This is a genomic window from Streptomyces sp. NPDC059456 (genome assembly GCF_042750055.1).
In the GTDB taxonomy this organism is placed as follows: domain Bacteria; phylum Actinomycetota; class Actinomycetes; order Streptomycetales; family Streptomycetaceae; genus Streptomyces.
Genome location: NZ_JBHYVA010000092.1, coordinates 1 through 16184, shown reverse-complemented (window position 1 = coordinate 16184; position 16184 = coordinate 1). Strand labels below are relative to the sequence as shown.

At 71.0% G+C, this 16184-nt stretch carries 14 protein-coding genes and 1 riboswitch; of the genes, 7 read left to right on the top strand and 7 right to left on the bottom strand.

The window, feature by feature from the left end:
- The first annotated feature begins 107 nt into the window (after positions 1-107).
- The 4 genes from rlmN to ACFXA3_RS11440 all read left to right on the top strand — a co-directional run bounded on the left by rlmN (position 108) and on the right by ACFXA3_RS11440 (position 5271).
- On the top strand, positions 108-1223 hold the full coding sequence (gene rlmN / locus ACFXA3_RS11455; RefSeq protein ID WP_385185192.1) for a 23S rRNA (adenine(2503)-C(2))-methyltransferase RlmN: 1116 nt from the start codon (positions 108-110) through the stop codon (positions 1221-1223).
- A gap of 58 nt (positions 1224-1281) precedes the next feature.
- Positions 1282-1391: riboswitch (TPP riboswitch) on the top strand.
- An 84-nt stretch (positions 1392-1475) separates the two neighbouring features.
- Positions 1476-2573 carry a thiamine ABC transporter substrate binding subunit gene (locus tag ACFXA3_RS11450; protein WP_385185189.1) on the top strand — a complete coding sequence of 366 codons (1098 nt, stop codon included), beginning with the start codon at positions 1476-1478 and terminating at the stop codon, positions 2571-2573.
- A 59-nt stretch (positions 2574-2632) separates the two neighbouring features.
- The gene (locus tag ACFXA3_RS11445; RefSeq protein ID WP_385185200.1) at positions 2633-4249 is read left to right on the top strand and encodes an ABC transporter permease; all 1617 of its coding nucleotides are present in this window, start codon (positions 2633-2635) and stop codon (positions 4247-4249) included.
- A complete protein-coding gene (locus ACFXA3_RS11440; protein ID WP_385185186.1) occupies positions 4249-5271 on the top strand; it encodes an ABC transporter ATP-binding protein in 1023 nt (340 codons plus the stop codon). Before ACFXA3_RS11445 ends, ACFXA3_RS11440 begins: the two co-directional genes overlap by 1 nt.
- 7 nt (positions 5272-5278) lie before the next feature.
- Here the strand turns inward: ACFXA3_RS11440 and ACFXA3_RS11435 are convergent, their stop codons facing one another.
- The 6 genes from ACFXA3_RS11435 to ACFXA3_RS11410 all read right to left on the bottom strand — a co-directional run bounded on the left by ACFXA3_RS11435 (position 5279) and on the right by ACFXA3_RS11410 (position 11341).
- Positions 5279-6184 (bottom strand): hypothetical protein, encoded by a 906-nt coding sequence (locus tag ACFXA3_RS11435; protein WP_385185183.1) that lies wholly within the window; start codon positions 6182-6184, stop codon positions 5279-5281.
- A gap of 132 nt (positions 6185-6316) precedes the next feature.
- Positions 6317-7408 carry an LOG family protein gene (locus ACFXA3_RS11430; protein ID WP_385185181.1) on the bottom strand — a complete coding sequence of 364 codons (1092 nt, stop codon included), beginning with the start codon at positions 7406-7408 and terminating at the stop codon, positions 6317-6319.
- Between the two features lie 26 nt (positions 7409-7434).
- Positions 7435-8508 carry a hypothetical protein gene (locus ACFXA3_RS11425; protein WP_385185178.1) on the bottom strand — a complete coding sequence of 358 codons (1074 nt, stop codon included), beginning with the start codon at positions 8506-8508 and terminating at the stop codon, positions 7435-7437.
- A complete protein-coding gene (locus tag ACFXA3_RS11420) occupies positions 8490-9293 on the bottom strand; it encodes an ABC transporter ATP-binding protein (RefSeq protein WP_385185175.1) in 804 nt (267 codons plus the stop codon). Before ACFXA3_RS11420 ends, ACFXA3_RS11425 begins: the two co-directional genes overlap by 19 nt.
- A gap of 179 nt (positions 9294-9472) precedes the next feature.
- The gene (locus ACFXA3_RS11415) at positions 9473-10834 is read right to left on the bottom strand and encodes an aspartate aminotransferase family protein (RefSeq protein WP_385185172.1); all 1362 of its coding nucleotides are present in this window, start codon (positions 10832-10834) and stop codon (positions 9473-9475) included.
- A 3-nt stretch (positions 10835-10837) separates the two neighbouring features.
- Positions 10838-11341 carry an Lrp/AsnC family transcriptional regulator gene (locus ACFXA3_RS11410; RefSeq protein ID WP_030298396.1) on the bottom strand — a complete coding sequence of 168 codons (504 nt, stop codon included), beginning with the start codon at positions 11339-11341 and terminating at the stop codon, positions 10838-10840.
- A 169-nt stretch (positions 11342-11510) separates the two neighbouring features.
- Between ACFXA3_RS11410 and ACFXA3_RS11405 the strand changes: the two genes are divergently transcribed.
- The 3 genes from ACFXA3_RS11405 (at position 11511) to ACFXA3_RS11395 (ending at position 14800) form a co-directional block, all read left to right on the top strand.
- Positions 11511-12950: a gamma-aminobutyraldehyde dehydrogenase gene (locus tag ACFXA3_RS11405; protein ID WP_385185169.1), complete on the top strand. Its 1440-nt coding sequence runs from the start codon at positions 11511-11513 to the stop codon at positions 12948-12950.
- A 104-nt stretch (positions 12951-13054) separates the two neighbouring features.
- On the top strand, positions 13055-14233 hold the full coding sequence (locus ACFXA3_RS11400) for a PotD/PotF family extracellular solute-binding protein (RefSeq protein ID WP_385185166.1): 1179 nt from the start codon (positions 13055-13057) through the stop codon (positions 14231-14233).
- A gap of 99 nt (positions 14234-14332) precedes the next feature.
- Entirely contained in the window at positions 14333-14800 is a 468-nt protein-coding gene (locus tag ACFXA3_RS11395) for a hypothetical protein (RefSeq protein WP_385185163.1), read from the top strand.
- Between the two features lie 3 nt (positions 14801-14803).
- Here the strand turns inward: ACFXA3_RS11395 and ACFXA3_RS11390 are convergent, their stop codons facing one another.
- Positions 14804-16009, bottom strand: coding sequence for a serine hydrolase domain-containing protein (locus ACFXA3_RS11390; protein ID WP_385185160.1), 1206 nt, complete (start codon positions 16007-16009; stop codon positions 14804-14806).
- Positions 16010-16184 lie beyond the last annotated feature (175 nt).

Below are 16184 nucleotides of genomic sequence, written 5' to 3'. Positions count from 1 at the left end.
CGCCCCGCGGGGCGGCCGCCCCCCCCCCGATCTCCCCGTGTCTGCGGGGATGGACCGTGCGCGGAGGTCGCCCGCCGCTGGTTCGCCAGACTTGAGGAGTACCACTCATGGCCCCCCGTCCTGTTCCGGGAGAGCTCACCTTCGTTGCACCCCGCGGAGCCAAGAAGCCGCCGCGGCACCTTGCCGACCTCACGCCCGAGGAACGCCGGGAAGCCGTGGCCGCGATCGGTGAGAAGCCGTTCCGCGCCAAGCAGCTCTCGCAGCACTACTTCGCCCGGTACGCGCACGACCCGGCCGAGTGGACCGACATTCCGGCGGCCTCCCGGGAGAAGCTCCGGGAGGAGCTGCTGCCCGAGCTGATGAACGTCATCCGGCACATCTCGTGCGACGACGACACCACCCGCAAGACCCTGTGGAAGCTGCACGACGGCACGCTCGTCGAGTCCGTGCTGATGCGCTACCCCGACCGGGTCACCATGTGCATCTCCTCGCAGGCCGGCTGCGGCATGAACTGCCCGTTCTGCGCCACCGGCCAGGCGGGCCTGGACCGCAACCTGTCCACCGCCGAGATCGTCCACCAGATCGTCGACGGCATGCGCGCGCTGCGCGACGGCGAGGTCCCCGGCGGACCGGCCCGGCTGTCCAACATCGTCTTCATGGGCATGGGCGAGCCCCTCGCCAACTACAAGCGGGTCGTCGGCGCCATCCGCCGCCTCACCGACCCCGAGCCCGACGGCCTGGGCCTGTCGCAGCGCGGCATCACCGTCTCCACCGTCGGCCTGGTCCCGGCGATGCTGCGGTTCGCCGACGAGGGCTTCAAGTGCCGCCTCGCGGTCTCGCTGCACGCCCCCGACGACGAGCTGCGCGACACCCTCGTCCCCGTGAACACCCGCTGGAAGGTCCGCGAGGTCCTCGACGCGGCCTGGGAGTACGCCGAGAAGTCCGGCCGCCGGATCTCCATCGAGTACGCCCTGATCCGCGACATCAACGACCAGGCCTGGCGCGGCGACCTCCTCGGCCGCCTCCTCAAGGGCAAGCGCGTCCACGTCAACCTGATCCCGCTGAACCCGACGCCGGGCTCCAAGTGGACCGCTTCGCGCCCCGAGGACGAGAAGGCCTTCGTGGAGGCCATCGCCCGCCACGGCGTGCCGGTGACCGTCCGTGACACCCGGGGCCAGGAGATCGACGGTGCCTGCGGCCAGCTGGCGGCCTCGGAGCGCTAGCCTGCGGTTTTCGCGGGACGGATTCGGCCACGGGGTACCCTGTGGCCGAACCAATTGCATATTCCGACAGGGGAGCGCCACAGCGCTGAGAGTGCGGTAACCGTCATCCGCAGACCCTCTGAACCTCGCCCCGGTCATTCGGGGTAGGAAGTTCGGTCATCACTCAAGCTGTTGCGCCCTGCCCGGCGACCGCTCGCGCTGAGCGCCGGGCAGGGCCGCGTCTTCTCCTGGTCATCCCAGGAGGAATGTTCCGTGAGCACCACCAGGAAGATCGCGGGTGCGGCGCTGGCCGCAGCCGTCGGCGTGAGCACGCTGGCCGCGTGCGGCGGCGCCAAGAAGGACGAGGGCTCCGCCGCGAGCGGGTCCCCGAAGTCCAAGACCGTCACGCTGGTCTCCCACGACTCCTTCAACGTGACCGACACGGTCCTCAAGGAGTTCGAGCAGCAGAGCGGCTACACCGTCAAGGTCCTGAAGTCCGGGGACGCGGGCGCCGCCCTCAACCAGGAGATCCTCACCAAGGGCTCCCCGCGCGGCGACGTCTTCTTCGGCGTGGACAACACGCTGCTCTCGCGCGCCCTCGACAACGGCATCTTCACGCCGTACGAGGTCAAGGGCCTGGCCGACGTGAAGCCCGAGTACGTGCTCGACCAGCAGCACCGGGTCACCCCCATCGACTCCGGCGACATCTGCGTCAACTACGACAAGGCGTACTTCGCCGACAAGAAGATCGCCCCGCCGCAGACGCTCGACGACCTGATCAAGCCGGAGTACAAGAACCTGCTGGTCACCGAGAACGCGGCGACGTCCTCGCCGGGCCTCGGCTTCCTCCTCGCCTCCGTCGGCAAGTACGGCGACGAGGGCTGGAAGGACTACTGGACCAAGCTCAAGGCCAACGGCGTCGAGGTCGTCGACGGCTGGGAGCAGGCCTACAACGAGCGCTTCTCGGGATCCGCGGGCGGCAAGAAGGCCAAGGGCGACCGCCCGCTGGTCGTCTCCTACGCCTCCAGCCCGCCGGCCGAGGTCCTCTACGGCGAGCCGCAGCCGGCCGAGGCCCCCACGGGCGTCTCCACCGGAACCTGCTTCCGCCAGGTCGAGTTCGCGGGCCTGCTCAAGGGCGCGAAGAACGAGGAGGGCGGCAAGGCGCTCCTCGACTTCCTGGTGGGCAAGAAGTTCCAGGAGGACATGCCGCTCCAGATGTTCGTGAACCCGGTGACCAAGGACGCGCAGCTGCCGGAGCTGTTCACGAAGCACGGCGTGGTCATCGAGAAGCCGGAGACCGTCGCTCCGGAGACCATCGCCAAGAACCGTGAGCAGTGGGTCAAGGCATGGTCCTCGCTCGTCGTGAAGTAGGACGCGAGAGCACTCCCGTGAAGGAGGGCGTGCGCGCCACGGCCGTCAGGCTCGCCCTGATGGCCGTGCCGCTCGCCTTCTTCGCGCTGTTCTTCGCCTACCCCGTGGCCGCGATCGTCGGCCGCGGGATCAAGACCGACGAGGGCTGGCAGTTCGGCCGGATCGGCGAGGTGCTGACCCGGCCGGACATCGCCGACGTGCTCTGGTTCACCACCTGGCAGGCGTGCGCGTCCACGGCGCTCACGCTGCTGATCGCACTCCCCGGCGCGTACGTCTTCGCGCGCTTCGAGTTCCCCGGCAAGCAGCTGCTGCGGGCGGTGGTCACGGTCCCGTTCGTGCTGCCGACCGTGGTGGTCGGCACCGCCTTCCTGGCGCTGGTCGGGCGGGGCGGAGTGCTGGACGAGCTGTGGGGCGTCCGGCTGGACACCACCGTGTGGGCGATCCTGCTCGCGCACGTCTTCTTCAACTACGCCGTCGTCGTACGGACGGTCGGCGGGCTCTGGGCGCAGCTGGACCCGCGCCAGGAGGAGGCCGCCCGGGTGCTGGGCGCCGGGCGGTTCGCCGCCTGGCGGCGGGTGACGCTGCCCGCGCTCGGCCCGGCGGTGGCCGCGGCCGCGCTGATGGTGTTCCTGTTCACGTTCACCTCCTTCGGCGTCGTGCAGATCCTCGGCGGACCCTCGTACGCCACCCTGGAGGTGGAGGTCTACCGGCAGACCGCACAGCTGCTGGACCTGTCGACGGCCGCCGTCCTGACGATGGTGCAGTTCGTCGCGGTCGGCCTGATCCTCGCCGTCCACGCCTGGACCGTGCGCCGGCGCGAGGGCGCCCTGCGGCTCGTGGACCCGGCGCGGACCGCGCACCGGCCGAGCGGGCCGGGGCAGCGCGCCCTGCTCGGCGGGGTGCTGCTCACGGTGGCGCTGCTGATCGTGGCCCCGCTGCTGGTCCTGGTGGAGCGCTCCCTCGACGCGCCCGGCGGCTACGGGTTCGGCTTCTACCGGGCGCTCCAGGACGCGGGCGCGGGCGGCGGAACGTTTCTGGTGCCCCCGCTGGAGGCCATCTGGAACTCGCTGCAGTACGCGCTCGCCGCCACCGCCATCGCCCTGCTGATCGGGGGGCTCGCGGCCGCGGCACTGACCCGGCGCGGGGGCCGCTTCGTGCGCGGGTTCGACGCGCTGCTGATGCTTCCGCTCGGGGTGTCGGCGGTGACCGTCGGCTTCGGGTTCCTGATCACCCTGGACGAGCCGCCGCTGGACCTGCGGACCTCGTGGATCCTGGTGCCGCTCGCGCAGGCGCTGGTGGGCGTGCCGTTCGTCGTACGGACCATGCTGCCGGTGCTGCGCGCGGTGGACGGGCGGCTGCGCGAGGCCGCCGCCGTGCTCGGGGCGTCCCCGCTGCGGGCCTGGCGGGAGGTGGACCTGCCGCTGGTGCGGCGGGCGCTGCTGATCGCCGCGGGGTTCGCCTTCGCCGTCTCGCTCGGGGAGTTCGGCGCGACGGTGTTCATCGCCCGGCCCGACCGCCCGACGCTGCCGGTGGCCGTCGCCCGGCTGCTGGGGCGCGCCGGCGAGATGAACTACGGGCAGGCCATGGCCCTGAGCACGATTCTGATGCTGGTGTGCGCGGCGGCCCTGTTGCTGCTGGAGCGGCTGCGCCCCGACAAGACCTCGGGAGAGTTCTGATGACGTTGCTCGAACTGGCCGGGGTGTCGGTCCGCTTCGGCGAGCGTGCCGTCGTCGACGCGGTGGACCTGGAGGTGGCCGAGCACGAGGTCGTCTGTGTGCTCGGGCCGAGCGGCAGCGGAAAGTCCACGCTGCTGCGGGTGGTGGCCGGGCTCCAGCCGGTCTCGGCCGGACGGGTCCTGCTGGGCGGGGCCGATCAGGCGCGGGTGCCCGTGCACCGGCGCGGGGTCGGCCTGATGTTCCAGGACCACCAGCTGTTCCCGCACCGGGACGTGGCCGGGAACGTCGCTTTCGGGCTGCGCGTACGGGGTTCTGCCCGGGGTGCGTACGAGGCGCAGGTCGCGCAGTTGCTGGACCTGGTCGGGCTCCCCGGGGCCCAGGGCCGCTCGGTGGCCTCGCTGTCGGGCGGTGAGCAGCAGCGGGTCGCGCTGGCCCGGGCCCTGGCCCCCTCGCCGCGGCTGCTGATGCTGGACGAGCCGCTGGGCCAGCTGGACCGGGGATTGCGCGAGCGGCTGGTGGTGGAGCTGCGGGAGCTGTTCTCCCGGCTCGGGACCACGGTCCTGGCCGTCACCCACGACCAGGGCGAGGCCTTCGCCCTGGCCGACCGGGTGGTGGTGATGCGGGACGGGCGGATCGCGCAGGCCGGGACCCCGCTGGAGGTCTGGCAGCGGCCGGCCTCGGAGTTCGTGGCGCGCTTCCTCGGCTTCGAGAACGTGATCCCGGCGACCGTGGCGGGAGGGGCCGCGGCGACGGCATGGGGCAAGGTGCCGGTGCCGGCCGGGTCCCCCGAGGGCGAACGGAGCATCCTGATCCGGCCGGCGGGCGTGGTGCTCGCGGCGGCCGGTCTGGGCTGTGAGGTGCTGGCCCGCACCTTCCGCGGCACGCACGTGGCGCTGCGGCTGCGGCCGGAGGCCGGTCCCGTGCTGGAGGCCGAATGCGGGCTGGCCGGGGCACCGGCCGTGGGCGAGCGGGTCGCGGTGTCCTTCGCCCCGGCCGAGGTGGTCGTCCTCCCGGCGCAGTGAGCTCCGGTCAGCCGGCCGGGACCGGCTGCGGGGCGGGGGAGTCGGCCTCGGTGCCGTCGTGGTTGCCGTACCAGGCGACGGCGACCGCGCCCGTGACGGCGAGGACGAAGCCGAGGACCGCGAGCCACGCCAGGCCCGGACGGGACGCGTCGCCCAGCCAGAGGACGCCGATCGCGCCCGGCAGGACGGTCTCGCCGACGACCAGCGCGGCCGTCGCGCCGTTCACCGAGCCGATCTGGAGGGCGACCGTGTGCAGGTACATGCCGCCGACGCCGGCCAGCACGATGGCGTAGAGGGCGGGGTCGGTGAGCAGCGTGGCCGGGTCGAACGGGTCGATCCCGTCGAGGATCCGCACGCCCACGCCGAGCGCGCCGAAGGCCAGGCCCGACAGCAGGCCGGCCAGGATCGCGGCCCGGGCGCCCAGGAGCCGGACGGCGACCGTGCCGCCCGCGATGATCAGCAGGGTCACCGCGAACAGCCACCAGTGCGTGGCCGCCGGGGCGTGGTGGCCGCCCTCGTGGCCTGCGGCCGTCGCCAGCAGCACCAGCGCCGCGCAGACGACCCCGATCGAGGTCCATTCCTTCCGGGTCAGCCGGATGCCCAGCATCTTGACGCTGAGCACGGCCGTGATCACCAGGTTGGCGCTGATCACGGTCTGGGAGAGGAACAGGGGCAGCAGCCGGGCGGCCAGCGCGCCCAGCCCGAAGCCCACGAAGTCAAGGACGGTGCCGACGATGAACTCCCACGTCATCGCCGCCTTCGCGGTGGACGAGAGGTTCGGGCCGCCGTGTGCGGTCACGCCCGCGGCGGCCGGGGACATCCGGGCCGCCCGGCGCGAGCCGACGGCTTGCAGGACGGACCCCGTGCCGTAGCAGATGGACGCCGCGATCGCGGTCAGCAAGCCTATGAGCACCGAGGGCTCCGTTCACGTCTGGCGGGTCTTTGCGTTTTGATTACCTATGGCAGACGTGCGATCGGGCCGGGAAGTTGCCTCGGGCCGCAGTTCATTTCGCAGTGCGCCGGGTCGGTCACCCCGACGCGGCGCTCACTTCATCGAGTCGAGCACGGCGGGCACTTCGTCCACCGAGTCGACCAGTGCGATCCGCGACTCCATCGCGCGTCCGCGCGCGAGCGCCTGGAGCAGCGGCCATGCCGGCAGGTGCTCGGTCCAGTGCGTCCGCCCCACCAGCACCATCGGTGTCGGCTCGCCCCGGGAGCCGTAGTAGTTGTGCGTGGCGTTGTCGAATATCTCCTGGAGGGTGCCCGCGGCGCCCGGGAGGAACACGACGCCCGCGTTGGAGCGGGCGAGCAGCCCGTCCTCCCGGGTGGCGTTCGCGAAGTACTTGGCGATGTGCCCGGCGAACGCGTTCGGCGGCTCGTGCCCGTAGAACCAGGTGGGGATCCCCACCGAGTCGCCGCCGGAGGGCCAGCGCTCCCGCACGGTGAACGCCGCCCGCGCCCAGTCGGACACCGACGGAGTGAACGACGGGGCCTTGGCCAGGATCTCGAGGGCTTCCGCGAGGGCCTCGTCCGGGGCGGGCGCCAGGTAGGCGCCGAGGTTGGCCGCCTCCATCGCGCCGGGACCGCCGCCCGTGGCCACGGTCAGTCCGGAGCGGGCCAGCGTCCGGCCGAGTTCGGCGGCGCCCTGGTAGTCCAGGCCGCCGCGGGCCATCGCGTGGCCGCCCATGACGCCCACCACCCGGGCGCCGGCGAGGTGTTCGTCGAGGGCGTCGGAGACCGCGTCGTCGTGGACGGAGCGCAGCATCGAGGAGAAGACGTCGCCGTCGGCCTTGGTCTCCTGGAACCAGGCGTACGACTGGGCGTCCGGGGTGGCCTCGTAGTCCGCGGACAGACCCGTGAACAGTTCGTCGGCGGTGTACAGCAGGCCGCGGTACGGGTTGAACGGCAGGTCCGGCACGGGCGGGAAGACGAGCGCGCCGTCGGCGCGCACCTTCGCCGAGGCGTCGGGCTCCATCGGGCAGCCCAGGAAGACGGCCGCGGAGGTGTCGGCTGACAGCAGGGCGAACGTGCGCTCCAGCAGGTTGACCGACTGGACCCGGTAGCCGCTGAGCGAACCGCGGGCCACGACCTGGTCGAATTCGGCGAGCGTCTCGATCTCGATGTCTGCGTTGACCATTCGGCCCACCCTAAGGGCTGCCCGTGTCAGCGGGTCAACGCCAGCGACGTCAGCTGTGCCACACCCCACACGACCGGTCCGCACACGGCCAGCAGCGCGGTGGCCCGCACCGCCGCGGCGGTACGCAGGACAGAGCCCGGAGTTCCGAGGTCGCGCAGGGTCCGGCGGGAGGGTGAGCGGTCCTGGCGGACCTCCACGGCGCACGTGAGCAAGGTCGCACCCGCGCACAGCACCACCAGGGCGCAGGCCGGTCCGGTGAGCGGGCCCAGCGGGACGGCGAATCCGCCCCGGTCGTGCAGGGCCACGGCGGTGAGGGCACCCGCGCCGACCGCGCACAGGACACCGAGCGGGCGGCCGAGCCGCGGCGCGTCCTCCTGGAGGGCCCGCCCGGCGAGCAGCCGCAGGGCGCCCGGGCGGACGGACTGGACCAGGGTCCCGCAGGCGTAGGCCAGTCCCGGGCCGGCGAGGGAGAGCCCGACGGCGGTGAGCGCCCACCCGGCCGGCATCCCGGCGCCGCCGAGGCCCGCGTACGCCTCGACGGCCAGTCCGCAGGCGGTGACGGCGATGCCCCAGGGCAGGGCGGTCTGCGGGGCCAGCGGGGGGTGCGGGCGCAGGGCGAGTGCCGTCGCGGCGGAGGCCGCCAGCGGGAGCAGGGCCACCAGCGTGAGGGCGGCCGCCACGGGCAGCGGCCGGTCGGCGTGCAGCAGTGCGGCCCCGGCTCCGTCGAAGGGCAGCCCGGTGAGGTCGCCCCGCAGGTGCAGGAAGGCGGCCAGGGCCAGGGCGCTGCCCAGGGTGCAGGCGACGGCGGTGGAGAGCGCCGCGACGAGCATGATCCGTACGGGGCCCAGCCCGACGGCGTCCAGCCCCTCCCGCGGCCGGGTCGCGGGGTCGGTCCGCGCGACGGCGACCGCGAACTGCACGGTGACGGCGAACGGGACCAGGGCCCACAACAGCCGCGGGAACGATCCGGCAGGGTGGACGGTCGCCCCGGCGAGCACGTACAGCAGCAGGAACCCGGTGCCCGCGCAGGCGGCGGCGACCAGGAGCCGGCGCAGCTGGACGAGCGGGCGGGAGCCGCGGACTAGGCGGAGAGCGAGCACGCGGCCTGCCCTCCCGGAGTCTCCTCGGGCGGACCGTCGACGCCGAGCACGCCGACGGCGGTTGCGGCGCTCGCGGGGCGGCCGTCGAGCAGCGCGACCCGGCGGTCGGCGACGGCGGCGGTCTCCTCGTCATGGGTGGCCAGCAGCACGGTGATCCCGTGGGAGCGGGCCGCGGTGGTGAGCGTGCGCAGCAGCATGGCGCAGTCGGCGCGGTGCAGCGGGGCGGTGGGTTCGTCGGCGAAGACCACCGCGGGCTCGCCCACCAACGCCCGGGCGAGGGCGACCCGCTGGGACTCGGCCCGGGTCAGGGCGCCGGGGCGCTTGCGGGCGAACGCGCCGATGTCGAGCCGGTCCAGCCATTCGCAGGCGGCGGCCTTGGCGGCGCGGTGGGAGGCGCCCGCGACCAGCAGGGGCAGGGCGGCGTTCTCCCACACCTTGAGCTCGGGCAGCAGCAGGGGATCGGGGCCGATCCAGCCGAACCGGTCGCGGCGCAGCCGTTCGCGGGCCAGGGCGCCCATGGTGTGGACGGGCACGCTGTTGAACCAGATCTCGCCCTGTTCGGGCACGAGGTGGCCGGCCAGGCAGCGCAGCAGGGTGGTCTTCCCGCTGCCGCGGGGGCCGGTCAGGGCCAGGATCTCGCCCTGGCGGACGCCGAGCGAGACACCGATGAGGCCGGGTGAACCTCCCCCGGGCTTCGTCCGGGGGGACCCCCTGTGGGAGTAGTGAACGGACCGGGCCCAGAGGACGTCGTTGTCCGGTGGGGCGTTGTCCGGTGGAGCCACCATGGCGTACACCTCCGTCCGGGGGAACGAAGCAGAGCCGGTTCGGTCACCGGCGCCGCACTGAGATGTAAAGAGATGAACGTCTTGGATGGTGACAGCACACGGCCCGGACCCCCGCGTTCTCACTCGAACGGGCGATCCGGGCCGTGTGGTTCGGACTGTTTGCTGCTGTTCGCCGCTCTTTACAGCTTGGTCCACGCCTCGGTGAGCACCGAGCGCAGGATGCCTTCGATCTCGTCGAAGGTGCCCTGGTCCGCGATCAGCGGCGGGGCCAGCTGGATGACCGGGTCGCCACGGTCGTCGGCACGGCAGTACAGGCCGTTCTCGAAGAGCGCCTTGGAGAGGAAGCCGTAGAGCACGCGCTCCGTCTCCTCGTCCGTGAAGGACTCCTTGGTGACCTTGTCCTTGACGAGCTCGATGCCGTAGAAGTAGCCGTTGCCGCGGACGTCGCCGACGATCGGCAGGTCGTGCAGCTTCTGCAGCGTCTTGAGGAAGGCGCCCTCGTTGTCCAGCACGTGCTGGTTGAGGCCTTCCTTGTCGAAGATGTCGAGGTTGGCGATCGCCACCGCGGAGGACACCGGGTGTCCGCCGAAGGTGTAGCCGTGCAGGAAGGTGTTGTCACCCTTGTAGAACGGCTCGGCGAGGCGGTCCGAGATGATGCAGGCACCGATCGGGGAGTAGCCCGAGGTCATGCCCTTGGCGCAGGTGATCATGTCCGGGACGTAGTCGAACTTGTCACAGGCGAACATCGTGCCGAGGCGGCCGAAGGCACAGATCGTCTCGTCGGAGACGAGGAGCACGTCGTACTCGTCGCAGATCTCGCGGACCCGCTGGAAGTACCCGGGCGGCGGCGGGAAGCAGCCGCCCGCGTTCTGCACCGGCTCCAGGAAGACGGCGGCGACGGTGTCGGCGCCCTCGAAGAGGATCTGCTGCTCGATCTGGTCGGCGCACCAGCGGCCGAAGGCCTCGGGGTCGTCGCCGTGGATCGGGGCGCGGTAGATGTTGGTGTTCGGCACCTTGTGCGCGCCGGGGACCAGCGGCTCGAAGGGGGCCTTCAGGGCCGGCAGACCGGTGATGGACAGGGCGCCCTGCGGGGTGCCGTGGTAGGCGACCGCACGGGAGATGACCTTGTACTTGGTGTGCTTGCCCTGCAGCTTGAAGTACTGCTTGGCGAGCTTCCACGCGGTCTCGACGGCCTCGCCGCCGCCGGTGGTGAAGAAGACCTTGTTCAGGTCGCCCGGGGCGTAGTGGGCGAGGCGCTCGGCCAGCTCGACGGCCTTGGGGTGCGCGTACGACCAGACGGGGAAGAAGGCGAGTTCCTGGGCCTGCTTGTAGGCGACCTCGGCCAGTTCCTTGCGGCCGTGACCGGCGTTGACCACGAACAGTCCGGCGAGACCGTCCAGGTAGCGCTTGCCCTTGTCGTCGAAGATGTAGGTGCCCTCACCCCGCACGATGGTGGGGACGGGGGAGTTCTCGTACGACGACATGCGGGTGAAGTGCATCCACAGGTGGTCGTACGCGGTCTTGGAGAGGTCCTGGCTCACGGGCTATCGAGTTCCCCACATGTAGGTCTGCTTCTTCAGCTTCAGATAAACGAAGCTTTCGGTTGATCGCACGCCGGGGAGCGCGCGGATCTTCTTGTTGATCGTCTCCAGCAGGTGGTCGTCGTCCTCGCAGACGATCTCCACCATCAGGTCGAACGAGCCCGCGGTCATCACCACGTACTCGCACTCGGCCATCTGGGTCAGTGCGTCGGCCACCGGGTCGAGGTCTCCCTCGACGTTGATGCCGACCATGGCCTGGCGCCGCAGACCCACGGTGAGCGGGTCGGTGACGGCGACGATCTGCATGACGCCCTGGTCGAGCAGCTTCTGCACGCGCTGGCGCACGGCCGCCTCCGACAGGCCGACGGCCTTGCCGATCGCTGCGTAGGGACGGCGACCGTCCTCCTGCAGTTGCTCGATGATCGCCAGGGACACAGCATCGACCGAAGGGGACGGTTGTCTGTTCCTGGAATCTGCGCTTCGACTGACCACGACCTCACTGTGCACGAGGAGTCGTCTGTTCCGCAAGACGGAATCGATGAAATCCGTTGTTTGAAGTCTTGGATCTCACTGATTTCGTAGTTGGTGGCGTCTGGCCCTGCCGAAAGCGTCCGCCTTGGGGCTAGGATTGGGATTCGTCTCAATCGTTGGACATGTGATCAGGAGTGTGGCTGGAGTGACCACCGAACTGCGTCGTCTGCGCAACTACATCGGCGGAGAGTTCAAGGACGCCGCCGACGGGCGGACCACCGAGGTGGTCAACCCCGCCACCGGCGAGGTGTACGCCACCGCCCCGCTCTCCGGCCAGGCCGATGTCGACGCCGCCATGGCCGCCGCCGCGGCCGCCTTCCCGGGCTGGCGCGACACCACCCCCGCCGAGCGCCAGAAGGCCCTGCTCAAGATCGCGGACGCCTTCGAGGCGCGCGCGGACGAGCTCGTGGCCGCCGAGTCGGAGAACACCGGCAAGCCGCTGGGCCTCACGGCCAGCGAGGAGCTCCCGCCGATGGTGGACCAGATCCGCTTCTTCGCGGGTGCGGCCCGTCTTCTGGAGGGCCGCTCGGCCGGCGAGTACATGGACGGGATGACCTCGATCATCCGCCGTGAGCCGGTCGGCGTGTGCGCCCAGGTCGCGCCGTGGAACTACCCGATGATGATGGCCGTGTGGAAGTTCGCCCCGGCGATCGCCGCGGGCAACACCGTGGTGCTCAAGCCCTCGGACACCACCCCGGCCTCCACCGTCCTGATGGCGGAGATCATCGACTCGGTCCTGCCCAAGGGCGTTTTCAACGTCGTGTGCGGCGACCGCGAGACCGGCAAGGCCATGGTCGAGCACTCCACCCCGGCGATGGCCTCCATCACCGGCTCGGTACGCGCCGGCATGCAGGTCGCCGAGAGCGCCTCGAAGGACGTCAAGCGCGTCCACCTGGAGCTCGGCGGCAAGGCGCCCGTCGTGGTCTTCGAGGACGCCGACATCGCCAAGGCCGTCGAGGACATCGCGGTCGCCGGCTATTTCAACGCCGGCCAGGACTGCACCGCGGCGACCCGCGTGCTCGTGCACGAGTCCATCCACGACGAGTTCGTGACCGCCCTCGCCAAGGCCGCCGCCGACACGAAGACCGGCCAGCCGGACGACGAGGACGTGCTCTACGGCCCGCTGAACAACCCGAACCAGCTCAAGCAGGTGGCCGGCTTCATCGAGCGCCTCCCCGCCCACGCCAAGGTCGAGGCGGGCGGCCACCGGGTCGGCGACAAGGGCTACTTCTACGCCCCGACCGTGGTCTCGGGCCTCAAGCAGGACGACGAGATCATCCAGAACGAGGTCTTCGGCCCCGTCATCACCGTCCAGTCCTTCACGGACGAGGCCCAGGCCCTCGAGTACGCGAACGGCGTCGAGTTCGCCCTCGCCTCCTCGGTGTGGACCAAGGACCACGGCCGCGCGATGCGCATGTCCAAGAACCTCGACTTCGGCTGCGTGTGGATCAACACCCACATCCCGCTCGTCGCCGAGATGCCGCACGGCGGCTTCAAGAAGTCCGGCTACGGCAAGGACCTCTCCGCCTACGGCTTCGAGGACTACACCCGCATCAAGCACGTGATGACCTCGCTCGACGGCTGATCGGTCTCCGCGGAGACCGCATCGATCACCGAAGGGGCTTGAGGGGGCGGGCAGTAGACAATGTGTCTATTGCCCGCCCTCTTCTCGTCCCCGAGGCTTTGCCCATGCCTGAACTCGCCTTCTCCCGCCGCGCGGCGCTGCGCGGCCTCGGTGCCGCCGGCCTGTTCGCGGCCCTCACCGGCTGTGGTGTGCCCGCCGCGTACGTCCCCGAGGACCGGCGGGGAGGCCCGGACCGCTCCGGCCGGGACAAGAGCGTCGCCTTCTCCAACTGGCCCCTGTACATCGACACCGATGACAAGGACGAGGAGCGCCGTCCCACGCTGGACGCCTTCACGGAGAAGACCGGCATCGAGGTCCGGTACACCGAGGAGATCAACGACAACGACGAGTTCTTCGGCAAGGTCAGCCCGGCCCTCATGAACCACCAGCAGACCGGTCACGACCTGGTGGTGGTCAGCGACTGGATGGCCGCCCGCTTCGTCCACCTGGGGTGGGCCCAGAAGATGGACCGCTCGGCGCAGCCGAACGTGGCCGCCCACCTGGACCCGCAGCTGCGGTCCCCCGCCTTCGACGAGGGCCGCCTCCACACCGTCCCCTGGCAGTCGGGGATCACCGGCATCGCCTACAACCGCAAGGCGCTGGGCCGGGAGATCAAGTCCGTCAAGGACCTCTGGCACCCGGACCTGGCCGGCAAGGTCACCCTCTTCTCCGGCCTGGACGAGTCCTTCGCCCTCCTGATGCAGGGCAACGGCGTGGACGTCACGCGGTGGACCGAGTCCGACTTCCACCGGATGTGCGACCAGGTGGAGAGCATGGTGAAGAAGAAGCACATCCGCCGCTTCACCGGCAACGACTACACCTCCGATCTGAGCAAGGGGGACGTCCTGGCCTGCCAGGCGTACTCCGGTGACGCCATCCAGCTCCAGGCCGACAATCCGGACATCGAGTTCGTGGTCCCGGAGGAGGGCGCCGAGCTCTGGGCCGAGAGCCTGCTGGTCCCCAACCTGGCCTACCACAAGGCCAACGCCGAGGCCCTGGTGGACTACTACTACGCCCCGGAGGTGGCCGCCGAGCTGGCCGCCGCCGTCAACTACGTCTGCCCGGTCCCGGCCGCCCGCGAGGTCCTGGCCGGCTCCGACGACAAGGAGACCGCGCAGCTCGCCGAGAACCCGCTGATCTTCCCCGACGGCGAGATGCGCAAGCGGCTCGTCGTGGCCCGGGACATCTCCTCGGCCGAGCGCCGCTCGTTCGCCCAGCGCTGGAACGCCATCGTCGGCCTCTGAGACCGGCCGCCGGAGCGGATGATCACGGTCCCGCCACAGAACTGAACATGTTCAGGATATTGACTGAACGTGTTCAGAAACGGGCGTACGCTTCCTTCCATGAGCGAGAGAAGCGCCCTTCAGCGGCGGATCCGTGCCTGGCTGGTCCTGTTCATCGTCTGCCTGGTACTGAGCGGTCTCACCGCCTTCCCCCTGGTCGGCGAATTGCACTGGGCCAACTCGCTCGTGTCCCACGCGTGGCTGCAGCGCGTGGGCGACGGGCTGGACCGCGCTGACGCGGACTACCCCTTCCTCCTCTACGGCACCGACTGGCTCGCCTTCGCCCACCTCGTGATCGCGGTCTTCTTCTACGGCGTCCACCGCGACCCCGTCCGCAACATCTGGATCGTCGAAGCCGGCATGATCGCCTGCGCCGGCGTGATCCCCCTGGCCCTGATCTGCGGCCCCGTCCGCGGGATCCCCTTCGGGTGGAGCCTCATCGACATGTCGTTCGGTGTCTTCGGGGTCATACCCCTGCTGGTGCTCCGCCGCATGATCAAGCGGCTGGAGGCGCTGCTGCCCGCCTGACCGCTACCGGGCGAAGGCCGCCATGACGATCCCGTACGCCACCTTGTTCATGTCCTGCCCCTTCGCATCGGTGGAGTTCACCGAGTAGACGAGCGTGCGCGAGAGATCGCGCGCCCCGCCGATCACCGTGCTGTAGCCGTACCGGGAGCCCGTCTTGCCGTAAACCACGGTGCGGTCGGGCAGGACGAACCGCTTCAACCCCGCGGTCTGCACGGCGTCCTCCCCGGAGTCGAAGTCCTTGACCGCGGGCACCGTGAACATCTCCTCCAGCTGCGCCTTCGGCACCACCCGGCCCGCGAACAGGGCCTGGGTGAACTTCTCCAGGTCCGCCGTGGTCGATATCAGGTCCCCGGCGGCCCAGTTGGACGAGGAGTTCCAGTCGGTCACGTCCACCAGGGTGCTCCCGCCGCCGGGCCCGTCCACGGCCTGGTAGCCGTGGTGGTGCGGGCCCGGTATCCGGTTCTCCCCGCGCGCCGGAACCGACGTGTGGTGCAGGCCGAGCGGCTTCAGGATCCGCGCGGACAGGGCCTGTTCGTACGTCGTCCCCGTCAGCTTCTCGATCAGCACGGCCAGGACCGTGTAGTCGATGTTGAGGTAGTGCTGCTTCTCGCCCGGCCTGAACTCGGGCCCCTTCGCCACCGCCTCGGCGATCAGCGCGTGCGGGTCGACCACGTCGAACCGGTGGGCGTACTGCGCCTCGAAGGAGTCCCCCGGCCCCTCGGCCGGCTGTATGCCGCTCGTGTAGTTCAGCAACTGCCGCACGCTGACGGGCTCGAAGCCCTTGGGACCGGACGGCAGCAGCCCGGGCAGGTACTGCTGCACCGGCCCGTCCAGATCGACCCTGCCCTCGGCGGCCAGCTGGAGCACCACCGCCGCCGTGAACGTCTTCGTCACCGAACCGGCCCGGAACCGGGCGTCGTCGATCGCCTTGCGGCCCGTCCGGACGTCGGCCACACCGGAACTGCCCACCCAGCGGCCGCTCGTACCGCCCACCCGGACCAGCGCGGCCGTCGCGTCCGCGTTCCCCGGGCCGACGCCGGCGATCGCCTTGCGCAGCGCCGCCGCATCGGGCGCGGTCGTGTACACGGGCGGGGCCGCGTCGCGGGCCGACACCGGCACGGCGGCCGGAGCGGCATGGGCCACGGCCGGTCCGGCCGCGATGCCCAGGACCAGGGCGGTGGCGATCAGTGCGCGCGTACGTACCTTCATGACGGGATCCCCCTGTGAGCCATCCGGGCCCCAGCGGCCCCGATGACTCAATGCTGCAGGTCACAGGGGTCCCCGCGGATCACCACCAAGAGGGGTCTTCACCGGTACGACAACTCACCGGCGCGAGGGAGGCGACCCCCGCCCCCTCACTCCCCGGAGGGAGATACCCCAGAGC